We start from the raw sequence: 12,285 nt of genomic DNA, 5'->3' as shown, positions 1-12,285 counted from the left end.
TCTATGACGTGGTCGACCTTCTTATGGTCGACGAGACCGACGACGGCTACCTCGGCTACATCAACCTCGGTGTCGACGTCTGACGACCGCACGTCGTTCTTAAGGAACGGCGTCGGCTGGCGCTCACGGTGCGGGAGGCTCCGGTTGAGCGAGATCCATCTGGGAACATGTTGAAGCTGGCTCGTATGGGCGTCTCGATCGTGCAGCCGGTGCCGGCCTTCTACGCGAAGCCGAAGAGCCTGGAGGGCGCCGTGGACCACATCATTACTCGCGGTACGGCGGAGAACTAGTGTCAATGTACTTACGCTAAGTACGTTGACACTGGGTGGCAAACGCGATGATCAGGTCTCCGTGGTCGGCTGTCGTGCTAGGCATGATGTTGCTATAGTTACGAATATCGTAACTATAGCAACATCAGAGGTGGTGCAGTGGGATGGCCGAGCAGGTCCGCGCTGGTGATCTGGCTGATTGGTTACTTTCGCATGGCAGAACGTCGATCGATACGAATGACGCCGCTGACCTCCTTGGAGTCACACCCGAACAGGTAAGAACGCGTCTGCGAGCATCCGCGCTACGCAAGCAGTTGGTCAGCCCGGCACGCGGACTATGGATCCCGGTGCCCGCGCAATACCGCACCTGGGGAGCGCCGCCCGGTATCCACTTCATCGAAGATCTCATGCTGCATCTGGGCCGCGAGTACTACGTGGGCTGGCTCTCCGCAGCCGAGATTCACGGCGCGGCTCACCAACGTCCACAGGTGTTCCAGGTCGCGGTTGACGCTCGTCTGGCCGCCCGCGCGGTGGGACGCACTCGGTTCGACTTCGTGACACGTGCAGGTCTCCAGGGACTACCACGTGTACGCCATCACGTGCCGACCGGTTACGTGTGGCTTGCGACGCCGGAGGTGACAGCGCTCGACTTGTGCGATGATCTGCGGCGAGCTGCTGGTTTGTCCAACGCCGCCACGGTGCTCGCGGAGTTGGTAGAGGACGGCGTGCTTGACATGAGCGAGCTCGCACGTGTGAGTCTGAGCTTTCCTGTCGCGGCCGGGAGGCGCGTCGGTTGGTTGCTAGACCTCGTCGCGCCTGGCATAGATGTTGAAGCGCTCTCCGCCGCTGTGCGCCGCCGTTCAGAAGTACCGAGCCTGTTGAGACCTGATAGACCAGAACGCGGTTCAGTCGATTCTCGATGGTGCATTCGCGTGAATGCGGAGGTGGAGCCAGACCTATGATCCCCGAAGTGTTCGTTACCGCCTGGTCGGTTGAGCATCCTTGGCCGCTCCAGGCTCAGGTCGAGCAGGACTTGCTGCTCTCCCGCGCGATCTGCGCGATTGGGCGTCACCCGTACCTTGGCGAGGAGCTGATCTTCCGCGGTGGGACAGCCCTTCACAAGCTTCACCTCGATCGGCCCCGTCGATACAGCGAGGATTTGGACTACGTTCGTCGTACTGATGATGGAATTGGGAAGCTGACCCGTGCACTGACTGATCTTGGAAAGCAGCTGGAGTTCGAGGTGTCTACCAAGATCGGGACGTATCCGAAGGTGTTGTGGCGGGGGCGTGCCGTCGACGGCAGCAAACTGCGGATCAAGATCGAGGTGAACACTCGTGAACGTGAGCCGTTGATCGAGCCCGTCCGGTTGAGACATCAGGTCAACTCGCAATGGTGGACGGGCGAGGAAGATATCTTGACGTGTCATCCGGTCGAGCTCATGGCGACCAAGGTCCGAGCACTGTACCAGCGTTCCAAGGGACGTGATCTGTTTGATCTCTGGCTCGCGTTGACTGCGTTGTCGCTGGATCCAGAGCAGATCATGAAGGCATTCGCGATGTATCGCCCGCCAGGTCTCACATCAACAGTTGCCGAGAAGAACCTACGATCCAAGGTCGCCGACGCCGAATTCCGCGGTGATCTGGATCCCCTGGTGAATGCGGCGCCCAACGCGTATGACATTGATGCTGCTGCGGATCTGGTTATCGAGGAGCTCTTCCGGCGCTTGTGAGCCAAGTTGTGCGCAGTACGTGCGCGTAGGCTCACTATGCTGTGTGCAGTGCCTGGCAGGGGAGATCTGATCCCCGGCTCTTGGGGTAGCTCGCCGCTAGGATCCATGAAGCGAGTGTCCGTGGCCACGGGGGCATAACCCCGTGGCAGGCGCCTCACCAGCGCCGGCTGCAGCCCTCGTGCGGCCTGAGAGGCGCACTATGCGGTTCGGATGCAGCGCGCGGGATCGATCCCGCATAGGGTGTTCTCAGTCGCGCATGGCATCGAGGAGGGCGACGTGGCGGACACCACCAAGGGCGAGAAATCGCTGACACTTGCCGATATTGCACGCCTGGCGGGAGTGAGCCGCTCGGCGGCGTCCCGGGCGCTCGATCGTCGCTCGCCAACGGGTGGCCCGGCTGCGGAGCGGGTGCGAGAGGTCGCCCGACGCTTCGGGTATGTGCCGAACAACTGGGCCGCTAACCTGCGACGACAGCGCAGCGGTGTGATCGGCGTCGTCGTCGCGCGGCTCACCGACACCGTCATGGCGATGCTCTACGAGGCGATCGTCGCCGAGTGCAACACCCGTGGCATGCACGCTGCCGTGATCACCACCGGGGATGACCCCCGGGTGGAGCTCGAGCGGGGGAGGGCGTTCGTGGCGCAACGCGTCGACGGTCTGATCCTGACGACGGCACGCACGGATGGCTCGCACCCACTGCTCGTCGAACTCCGCGATCAGGAGGTCAACTATGCCCTGGCGATCCGGACCGACGGCGAGTCCTCGGCTGCGCTCGTCGACGATCGTCTGGGCGGATACCTCGCGACGCAGCACTTGGTGGAACATGGGCATACCAGGATCGCCTTCGTGGGTGGGCCCGAGTACGCGTCCAGCTCGCAGCAGCGTGAGAGCGGCTACCGCGATGCCATGCTCGAGGCCGGCCTCGAGGTCGCCGCTGAGCTGGTGCACCATTCCGATTTCAGCATGGAGGCGGGTGGCCAGGCGGCCCAGCGGCTGCTGGCGCTGGCGCATCCGCCCACGGCCGTGTTCACCGCGAACGACAGCCTGGCTGTGGGTCTGATGGCGACCGTGCAGCGTTCGGGACTCCGGCTGCCCGAGGACCTGTCGGTCGTCGGCTACAACGACACGCCCATCGCGGCTCAGCTCGCCGTACCCATCACCAGCGTCCGGGTGCCCTTCGACGACCTGGCTCGCAACGCCGTCGAGCTCGCACTCGATGCGACCGCGTCGGCGGCGTCGTCCCGGCACAGCCGGCCGGAGCTGGTCCAGCGCGAGTCGGTGGCGCGCATCGGGTGAGCTATTGACGAGCGGGATCGATCCCGATATGGTCTCGTCACCGCTGCTGATAGAGGAGGCCGGACAATGTCGTCGACAAGAGCCGCACAGCTAGAGAGCAATTCACGTAAGTCACGTGGCTTCGGGACGTGTAGCTCGCCAGGTCGGGATCGATACCGAACGAAGTTCTCGGCGACGGGTTGGGCCGGTCTCTGGCTGGCCGGCACCGCCATGCTCGTCACAGCGTGTTCCGGTGGTTCGGGGTCCGACTCGGACGCGTTCACGGTGGCGCTCGTGGAACCGGACATCACGACGGTCCCGATCATGGCGGCGCTCGACACCGTGCGTGACGAGGGCTACGACATCGATGTCGTCGAACTCGCCGAGCCTGAACTGGCGATCGAGGGTCTGGCCGAAGGCGACTACGCGATCTCGGCGGAGGCCACCAGCCCGGCGTTGATCGCGGCTCAACAGGGCGCGCCGATCCGGATCATCGCGGACGTCGTCGGGAACCAGTGGGCGGTCTATGGCGACGAGACGGTCTCGGCCTGCGACGACCTCGCCGGCGCGCCGGTCGGAATCTTCAGTGAAGGCGCGGTCGCCACCGCGATGGTGAAGTCGTGGGTGTCGGACGAATGCTCGAACGGCGATCCGGAATACCTGGTGATCGGAGGCTCGGACGTCAGGGCCCAGGCGCTCGTCTCCGGCGAGATCACAGCGACGGCGCTGGAGATCGCCGATGTCGTGACGCTTGAGCAGACCACGGATGCCACGTTCAATCGCGTCGTCGACTTCGCTGAGTATCTGACCGACGTGCACCCGCAGACGGTCTATGCCAATGCGGACTTCCTCTCCGACAACGCTGAGGCGGCGCAGACTTTCGTGGACGCCTTGGTGGAGGAGCACGAGAAGATCAACGCCGACCCCGCGCATCTGGTGTCGCTCGTCGAGGAGCATCTCGGAGAGTCACCGGACGAGACGCTGACGGCGATCGCGGACAGCTACGTCGACGCCGGGCTGTTCGACGCGGCGGCGCTGACCGAGGAGAACATGCAGACAACGATCGACTTCTTCGTCGAAGCCGGGATCATCGACGAGATGGATGCCGCCGATGCCGCCGACTTCTCGTTCCTCCGGTAGCGCCATGGCCCAGACGGTTCGTCCTTCGACGGCGCCGACGAGCAGCCCGATGGTCACGGCTGCGCGTCGTCGGCCGGCGTGGGTTCGCGCGCTCGACTCCAACCTCACGTACCAGATCGGCACATTCGTACTGTTCGCGCTGGGCTGGCAGGTCTACGGCACAGTCTGGGGCGGTCTGCTGGTGCCGACCTTCACGGAGACGGTGGAGGCCTTCGTAGAGCTGGTGGGGACGCGCGAGTTCTGGGACGCGATGTTCGTCAGCAACCAGGCCCTCGTCATCGGCTTCGCACTTGCCGTCGGAATCGGGGTGCCGGTCGGGGTCGTCCTCGGCCGCTTCCGCACTCTCGAGCGGTATCTCAACGTGTACCTGAACATCCTCCTTGTCACGCCGATGGCGGCGATCATCCCGCTGCTGGTGATGTCGGTCGGGTTCGGGTTGCTGTCCCGGGTCATCCTGGTCACGATCTTTGCGATCGTCATGGTCATCGTGAACGTGCGTGCGGGAGTGCGTCAGGTCGATCCGGCCCTCATCCAGATGGCTCGTTCTTTCGGTGCAAGCGAGCGTGAGATCTGGATGCGGATCCTGATCCCGGGTGCGCTGCCGTCGATCATGACCGGTATCCGGCTGGGCCTCGGCCGTGCGGTGACGGGGATGGTGATCGTCGAGCTCCTGATGGTCTCGCTCGCGCTCGGCAATCTGATCCTCGAGTATCGCGGCATGTTCAACGGTCCCGCGCTCTACGCGACGATCGCGGCCATCCTCATCGAGGCGCTGGTGCTCATCTCGCTCGCGCGTCTGCTCGAACGGAAAGTCGCGCCGTGGGCGCCGAACAATCAGAAGGGAGCCAACCAGCGATGATCGAGATATCCGGGCTTGGCAAGACGTTCATCGGGCAGGACGGAGCCGCGGTTCGTGCGCTCGACGACGTCAACCTGACCGTTCAGGAGAACGAATTCCTGACGGTTCTCGGCCCCAGCGGCTGCGGCAAGACGACGATGCTCAAGATGATCGCCGGTCTGTTGCCGTGGGATCAGGGGGAGATCGCGATCGGCGGTGCTCCGGTCCGTGGACCTGGCCCCGACCGCAGCATGGTCTTCCAGAACTTCGCGCTCCTGCCATGGGCGACGGTGCTGGACAACGTGGCCTTCGGGCTGCGCATGCGCGGCGTCGGAAAGAAGGAGCGGGAAGAGCGTTCGCGGGAACTGATCAGCTTGGTCGGGCTCTCCGGGTTCGAGTCCAAGCGTCCGGGCGAGCTCTCCGGGGGAATGCAGCAACGTGTCGGGCTGGCCCGGGCGCTTGCCGTGGAGCCGTCCGTACTGCTCATGGACGAGCCGTTCGGCGCGGTGGACGAGCAGACCCGTCGGCTCCTTCAGGAGGAGTTGCTGGCGATCTGGGAGAAGAACCGGCTCACCGTCGTGTTCATCACGCATTCGATGGAGGAGGCGGTCCTGCTCGGGGACCGGGTGGTGTTGATGAGCGCCCGGCCGGGCCAGATCTCCGAGATCGTGCCCGTGCCGCTGGAACGGCCGAGGTCGAGCGACGTCGGCGGCGTCGAGCGCTCCAGCGACTATGTGAACATCACCGCGTACCTGTGGGAGCGGCTCCGCGAGATGCACGAGGAGCGCAGCGTGGTGGCGGGCAGCGGGCCGAGCGTATGAATGCGAACACAGAAACCCGGGCGCCGGCCCGTACTGGCTGGGTCTCCGCGGCGGGGAAGGTCAATGCGAGCCTGCTCTCCCTGGTCGTGGCTGCGCTGGCGTGGGAGGTCATCGGGCGGCTGGCCGACGTGCCGTTCTTCCCGCCGCTGTCCGACGTGCTGGGTGTGCTGGGGGATCTCATCACGGATGGCGACATCTTCGGGAACCTGTTGACCAGCCTCGGCAATCTGGCTCTCGGCTTCGCGCTGTCACTGGTCGCGGGCCTTGTCGTCGGGACGGCCATGGGCCGGTATCGGCGAGTGAACGCCGCCCTGGGCATCTACGTGTACGCGTTGCTGACCGCACCGTCGCTGGTGTTCGCGCCGATCTTCTTCTCGATCCTGGGCGCTGGACAGGCGTCGATCGTCGCGGTGGTCTTCATGTACTCGGCGTTCATCATGATCATCAACACGGCGTCGGCCGTCGAGAACGTCTCCGACTCGCTCATCGAGATGGGGCGCTCGTACGGCGCAGGTGAATGGCAGCTCGTCACCAGAGTCATCCTTCCCGCTGCGGCGCCGATGATCTTCGCGGGTATCCGGCTCGGCATGGGGCGGGCTGTCACCGGGATGATCAACGGCGAGATGTTCATCGCCGTCGTCGGGCTGGGGCGCATGGTCACGCAGGCCGGCAAGAGGTTCGACGGCGCGGAGGTGCTGGCGATCCTCTTGGTCATCATCGCCGTGGCCCTCGCGGCCATCGCGCTCGTTCAGTTCGTCGACCGCAAGGTCACCGGCTGGGTGCCGGCGACCAGCAAGGAGTCTGGGTGAAGATCGACGCGTACAGCCACATACTGCCGCGGCGTTATTTCGACGAGATGGTCAAGCACGTGACCGACCCCGGGGCGCTCAAGCGTTGGCTGGATCTTCCGGCGTTGCATGACCTGGACGCCCGGCTCAGCATGATGGAGGAGTTCGGCGACGAATATCAGCAGATCCTCACCCTGTCCTCACCGCCGATCGAACTGCTGGCCGGCCCGGACGTCGCCGTGAAGCTGGCTCGCCTGGCCAACGAGACGATGCGTGAGGTCGTCGACGACCATCCGGACCGCTTCCCAGCTTTCGTGGCCTCGCTGCCGATGAACGCACCGGACGCGGCGGTCGAGGAGGCGAGATACGCGATCGATGTGCTCGGTGCACGCGGCGCACAGGTCTTCACCAACGTCAACGGTGTCCCGTTGGATCATCCGGACTTCGAGCCGATCTTCGCGGAGATGGCCGGGCGTGACCTTCCGGTATGGATGCACCCGGCGCGCGGCGCGAAATGCGCCGACTACCCGACCGAGGACACCTCCAAATTCGAGATCTGGTGGGCGTTCGGCTGGCCGTATGAGACAAGCGCCGCGATGGCCAGGATGGTTTTCTCCGGGCTCTTCGACCGCCATCCAGGGCTCAAGGTCATCACGCACCACATGGGTGCGATGATCCCCGCGATGGAAGGCCGTATCCGGCTCGGCTGGGCGGACCAATTCGGCAGCCGCACCGACGACCCGTCGTATGAACGGCTGGTCGACGGCCTGAAACGGGAGCCCATCGAGTACTTTCGGAACTTCTACGCGGACACGGCACTGTCCGGCTCGGCGATCGGGACCCGCTGCGGCCTGGAGTTCTTCGGCGTGGGCAACGTTCTCTTCGCCAGTGACTGCCCGTTCGACCCGGAGGGCGGACCGCTCTATGTGCGGGAGATGATCCGGGTGATCGACGAACTGGATGTCGACGACGACGAACGACGGCGGATCTACGCCGGCAACGTGACCGCGCTGATGGGCCTGGCGCGGTCACATTAGACCCCACCAGGGTCGGGGGCCCGGGCTGACTAGGCGACGTCACGCTGCATCGCCCGCCTCGCCGACATCAGCGAGGCGGGCAGCAGCGAGCTTCACGACACGAGTAACCAGAGCGCCGTGATGATGATCATGCCCGCCCAGCCGAGCACCGTGGTGAGGACCGTCCAGGTGCGCAGGCCGTCGGCGACGGAGAGGCCGAGGAATCGGCTGGCGATCCAGAACCCTGAATCGTTGATGTGAGACAGCGCCACCGAGCCGCAACCGACCGCGAGCACGATCAGCGCGATCTGCATGCTTGAGTAATCGCCCTGGGCGATGGCGGACTGAAGCAACCCGGCGGACGCGAGCGTCGCGACGGTGCCCGACCCCTGCGCGACCTTGAACACGGTCGCTAGCAGGAATGCCATCAGAAGGATGGGGACACCGGAATCGACCAGGAGATCCGAAACCGTCTCTCCGATACCGCTCTCGGTGAGCACGGTGGCGAACACCCCGCCGGCGCCGGTGACGAAGACGACGATCGCCGCGGGCCCGAGTGAGGCGTTCATCATGTCGCCCAGCTCCTGCCGTCCCCAGCCGTGCCGGCTCCCGAGCACGTAGACGGCGAGGGTCAGTGCGACGAGCAGTGCGAACGCGGGCTGGCCGATCAGCGACACGACACGTGCCGCGTCCGTGTCCTCGTCGAGCCTGAGACCTCCTACCGTGCCGATCGCGATCAGGACGATCGGGAGCAGGATCATGGTGGCGACGGCGCCCGGACCGGGCTTGGTCCGTTGGCCGGTCGCCACGGCGACGGCGGTGCCACCCATCATTCCGTCCGTGGAAGAAGGTCCGCCGCCGGCGGCGCCGGGTCCGGACGACGATCCACCACCCGCACCGCCACGCGACGACGCCCCGCCACGAGCTTCGTCGTCGTCGCGCTCGACCGTCTGGTCGAACCGTTCACGGACGACGGCTTCGATCGGGAACTCCCGACGGGACGTGATCCTCTTGCCGGTGTAGTACGCGAGGACGCCCAGCGGGGCCGAGATGAGGATGCCGAGGATCGTCACCAGCCCGATGTCGGCTCCAAGGAGTGTGCTGCTCCCCGTGACGCCAGGATGCGGCGGAACCGTGTTGTGGATGTAGACCATGAGCCCGGCGATCGGCACCCCGACGAACACCGGCGATCGGTGCCCGGCTGCCTTGGCGAAGCTGAACATGATCGGGAGCAGGACGATGAACCCGACGTCGAAGAAGATCGGGATGGCGACGATGGCCGAGGCGAGAAGCAGAGCCGGTCCGACCCGTTCCCGGCCGAGCTTCTGAATGAATCTCTCGGCAAGCGCCTCGGCACCGCCGGTCTTCTCGATCACGGAGCCGAGCATGGCGCCCAAGCCGACCAGCAAAGCCACGTTTCCGAGGGTTCCGCCCATCCCGTCGATGACGGTGGGGATGATCTCATCGAGCTGCATCCCGGTCGCGATGGCGGTCGCGACGGCGACGAGCAGCAGCGCGATGAACGCGGGCAGTTTGAGCTTCATCACGAGGAACAACAGCAGTGCGATCGCCGCGACTGCGATGGCGACGGTGGTCATAATGCTCATGGGAGAGGCCCTTTCCGTTCATCGTTGAGCGGTCGAATGTGGCCGGTCGGGTTCAGCGTTTGATCGTGTCGATCTTCAGCATCTTGGTGATCGTCTCGTCGAGCACCGAGTCGTCGAAGACCTGCTTCCAGTCCTCCTTGACGATGAGTTGGCGGCCATGGCCCATGGCGATGTGGCAGGCGTCGGAGAACGGGTTGTCACCACGCAGCGCGTTGGCCAGGGCGACCTGGATATGGCCGTGGAAGAGGGCCTCGGCCGCGGCGCGCGGCACGCCCACGGTGTTCACGGTCTCTTCCAGGGCTTCCTTGAGAAGCTCGCCGATCATGCATGCGATCGTCTCGACCAGGGTCGGCTCGAGGACCGCCAGCTGTTTGACACTCACCCAGTGCACGTCGATCACCGGGGCGTACATGGTCCGGATGACGGCTTCGGCGCTCGGCTTGACGGACTCGTTGCCCGAGTCGACGGCGGCCACCGCGTGCTGGGCCGCGGCGACTCCGCCGAAGGTGTCGGCGTACTCCTCCTCCGTGGTGCGCTGCAGGAAGATCGACGGGTGCGCGGGATGGGCGCAGACGTACTCGACGCCGTCGCGCTGGAGCAGCAGTCCGGCGTACGCGGCGGCCGGATCGAGGGTCAGGACGAGCGCGCCCTCCTTGACGATCGGGACGACCTGTTCGCTGACAGGCCCGAGCACCGTGTCGGGAACCGCGAGGATGACGACGTCGGCGTGCTCGACCGCCTTCTCCGTCGGCGTGACGTCGAGGCCGAGATCCCGGACCCGTTCCTGCCCGGCCGGCGAGTTCTCCGCATAGTACACGGTGGCTTCCGTGCGCTTGAGGTTGTTGGAGACGCGCTGGCCCATCTTCCCGCCGGCGCCGATCACGGCGATGGTCAGATCGTTGATGTTCATGGGTTCTTACTCCTGAGGTACTCGATGTTGTGCCGTGTCCACTCGTCTTCCAGGCGTGCGGTCTGGGGGAAGTCGTCGGTCCAGGGAAGCCAGTGCTCGATCACCTGATTGATGCCGCGTTCGGCGGGCTGCACACGCCGCACCATGTCGTCGTAGTCGAGCAGGCCCTCGCCGAGCGGGGCACCGGCGAAGGTGAACCCCACCCAGCCGTCGCGGCGGCTGAAGGCGAAGTCCTTGACGTGCAGGTTCTTCACGTACGGCGAGGTGCGATCGACCACCTCAGCCGGGTGTTCCAGCGCCGCCACGCAGTTCCCGGGGTCGAGGACGATCCCCAGCGCCGGGTGCGCGACGGCGTCGACGATTCCGACGAGCGTCGAGGTGGGCACCTGCTCGTAGGTCTCGAGCCCGAGGGCGACGCCCCGCTCCGCGTACGCCGGCAGGACACCGGCGAGGACCTGCGGAATCTCCTCCAGATCCGGCCCGTCCCCGGGTTTGATCATCGAGCGCACGAACGTGGAGTCGAGTGCCTCCGCGATGTGCAGGTAGCGGTTGAGATGCTCAGGGTGGGTGCCCCGGGTCCCGACCTCGAGGACGACGCCGAGGTCGGCGGCGAGTTTCCGGGTCCGGGCGAGCTCGTTGTCGCTCATCCCCTCCAGCGGCGGGTAGTCGCAGATCTGAAAGACATGCGCGCCGAGCGACGCGGCGTCGTGGAGCATGTCGTGCAGGCTGAGCGGTTCAGGACTGTGCCTGGACCAGCGCCAGAGGTAGGCGTAGGTGCTCAGGCCGATCATGCGTTCACCTCTTTCAGCGTGTGGACCTCGTCGAGGACGTGGGCGAGCGCGTGCGGATCGTGCGCGAAACGGCCGAGGAACAGACCTTGGACGGAGTCGCCGAGCGCGGAGAGCAGTCCCGGTCCGGCACTGCCGCCGTAGATGACGTGACTGTCCGGGAAGTCGGCGTCACCGCGGAGGTCGTCGCGCAGACGTCCGCACACGGTGGTGATGTGGTCGAGCGGTGCCGACTCGGGACGGCCGATCGCCCAGTGCGGTTCGTACGCGACGACGAGCCGGCCGTGCAGGCCGTCAGCGCGGGCGGGTCCGAGCAGGTGATGCAGCTCCTCGGACACGGTCCGTGCCGCCGACTCCGGGTCCGTCTGGTCCGCCTCGCCGACACACACGATGGGCACCAGGCCGTTGCGCAGGGCAGCGGCGAGCTTCTTCCCGACTGTCCGGTCGGTCTCACCCAGCAGCGTACGTCGCTCGGCGTGGCCGACCTCGGCGTGGCTGCATCCGATCTCGGCCAGTTCCGGCCCGCCGACCTCCCCGGTAAGCGGCCCGTCGTCGGCGACCGACAGGTCTTGCGCGCCGACCCGGATCGCCTCCCCGAGTGTGAGATGGGCGGGCACCAGCGCGGGAAAGGTCGGCAGGACGACGAGCTCGACGGCGCCGGACCGGATCGCCGGGTGCGAGCCGACCAGCGCACGCACCTCGCGGCACCACGCGAGCGTGTGTACGTGAGAGAAGTACATCTTCAGGCTGACGCCGATGGTGAAGCCGGGAGCCATCGGATCAGCGCCGTACCGAGGGCCGTGCCGAGGACTGCTCGTAGTCGCTGAGCACCTGGACCTTCTCGGCCGACGCGCTGGCCGAGTCGAAACGGTAGGTGAGCCACTCGCGGGCGAGGCGCCGGGCCAGCTCGAGGCCGACGACGCGCTGGCCGAAGGTCAGCACCTGGGCGTTGTTGCTCAGGATGGAGCGTTCGACCGAGAAGCTGTCGTGCGCGGTGACGGCGCGTACCCCGGGCACCTTGTTGGCGGCGATCGCCACGCCCAGGCCGGTGCCGCACACCAGCAGCGCCCGGTCGGCCTGGCCTGCCGCGACCTTCTCCGC

Annotated in this window: 13 protein-coding genes and 1 pseudogene; 9 read left to right on the top strand and 5 right to left on the bottom strand. The window is 65.8% G+C overall.

Annotated features, from left to right (window positions below; genetic code table 11):
* Window positions 1-104: 104 nt before the first annotated feature.
* The 9 genes and pseudogenes from ELR45_RS42265 to ELR45_RS05490 form a co-directional block, all read left to right on the top strand.
* Window positions 105-290, top strand: a pseudogene (locus tag ELR45_RS42265) (flavoprotein); the annotation flags it as partial.
* A 143-nt stretch (window positions 291-433) separates the two neighbouring features.
* Entirely contained in the window at window positions 434-1,231 is a 798-nt protein-coding gene (locus tag ELR45_RS42515; RefSeq protein ID WP_129664074.1) for a type IV toxin-antitoxin system AbiEi family antitoxin domain-containing protein, read from the top strand.
* Window positions 1,228-2,001: a nucleotidyl transferase AbiEii/AbiGii toxin family protein gene (locus tag ELR45_RS05520; protein WP_129664072.1), complete on the top strand. Its 774-nt coding sequence runs from the start codon at window positions 1,228-1,230 to the stop codon at window positions 1,999-2,001. The genes ELR45_RS42515 and ELR45_RS05520 overlap by 4 nt, the downstream gene beginning before the upstream one ends.
* Window positions 2,002-2,277: 276 nt before the next feature.
* The gene (locus ELR45_RS05515) at window positions 2,278-3,297 is read left to right on the top strand and encodes a LacI family DNA-binding transcriptional regulator (RefSeq protein ID WP_205856073.1); all 1,020 of its coding nucleotides are present in this window, start codon (window positions 2,278-2,280) and stop codon (window positions 3,295-3,297) included.
* Between the two features lie 273 nt (window positions 3,298-3,570).
* Window positions 3,571-4,416: an ABC transporter substrate-binding protein gene (locus ELR45_RS05510; RefSeq protein WP_205856071.1), complete on the top strand. Its 846-nt coding sequence runs from the start codon at window positions 3,571-3,573 to the stop codon at window positions 4,414-4,416.
* Between the two features lie 49 nt (window positions 4,417-4,465).
* A complete protein-coding gene (locus ELR45_RS05505) occupies window positions 4,466-5,275 on the top strand; it encodes an ABC transporter permease (RefSeq protein ID WP_129664267.1) in 810 nt (269 codons plus the stop codon).
* On the top strand, window positions 5,272-6,075 hold the full coding sequence (locus tag ELR45_RS05500) for an ABC transporter ATP-binding protein (protein WP_129664066.1): 804 nt from the start codon (window positions 5,272-5,274) through the stop codon (window positions 6,073-6,075). Before ELR45_RS05505 ends, ELR45_RS05500 begins: the two co-directional genes overlap by 4 nt.
* Window positions 6,072-6,884 (top strand): ABC transporter permease, encoded by an 813-nt coding sequence (locus tag ELR45_RS05495; protein ID WP_129664064.1) that lies wholly within the window; start codon window positions 6,072-6,074, stop codon window positions 6,882-6,884. Before ELR45_RS05500 ends, ELR45_RS05495 begins: the two co-directional genes overlap by 4 nt.
* Window positions 6,881-7,900: an amidohydrolase family protein gene (locus ELR45_RS05490; protein ID WP_205856070.1), complete on the top strand. Its 1,020-nt coding sequence runs from the start codon at window positions 6,881-6,883 to the stop codon at window positions 7,898-7,900. Before ELR45_RS05495 ends, ELR45_RS05490 begins: the two co-directional genes overlap by 4 nt.
* A 92-nt stretch (window positions 7,901-7,992) precedes the next feature.
* Here ELR45_RS05490 and ELR45_RS05485 read toward each other — a convergent pair whose 3' ends face one another.
* From ELR45_RS05485 to ELR45_RS40420, 5 genes are all read right to left on the bottom strand, one after another.
* The gene (locus tag ELR45_RS05485; RefSeq protein ID WP_205856068.1) at window positions 7,993-9,477 is read right to left on the bottom strand and encodes a GntT/GntP/DsdX family permease; all 1,485 of its coding nucleotides are present in this window, start codon (window positions 9,475-9,477) and stop codon (window positions 7,993-7,995) included.
* Between the two features lie 61 nt (window positions 9,478-9,538).
* Window positions 9,539-10,396, bottom strand: coding sequence for a phosphogluconate dehydrogenase C-terminal domain-containing protein (locus ELR45_RS05480; protein WP_129664060.1), 858 nt, complete (start codon window positions 10,394-10,396; stop codon window positions 9,539-9,541).
* On the bottom strand, window positions 10,393-11,187 hold the full coding sequence (locus ELR45_RS05475) for a sugar phosphate isomerase/epimerase family protein (protein ID WP_129664058.1): 795 nt from the start codon (window positions 11,185-11,187) through the stop codon (window positions 10,393-10,395). The genes ELR45_RS05480 and ELR45_RS05475 overlap by 4 nt, the downstream gene beginning before the upstream one ends.
* The gene (locus ELR45_RS05470; RefSeq protein WP_129664056.1) at window positions 11,184-11,960 is read right to left on the bottom strand and encodes a triose-phosphate isomerase family protein; all 777 of its coding nucleotides are present in this window, start codon (window positions 11,958-11,960) and stop codon (window positions 11,184-11,186) included. The genes ELR45_RS05475 and ELR45_RS05470 overlap by 4 nt, the downstream gene beginning before the upstream one ends.
* Window positions 11,961-11,964: 4 nt before the next feature.
* Window positions 11,965-12,285: RpiB/LacA/LacB family sugar-phosphate isomerase (locus ELR45_RS40420; RefSeq protein WP_240759177.1), on the bottom strand; the 321-nt coding region annotated here is incomplete at its 5' end.

Source organism: Phytoactinopolyspora endophytica (assembly GCF_004138495.1).
In the GTDB taxonomy this organism is placed as follows: Bacteria; Actinomycetota; Actinomycetes; order Jiangellales; family Jiangellaceae; genus Phytoactinopolyspora; species Phytoactinopolyspora endophytica.
The sequence above is the reverse complement of the archived record's forward strand: the minus strand, read 5'-3'. Positions and strand labels throughout refer to the sequence as shown.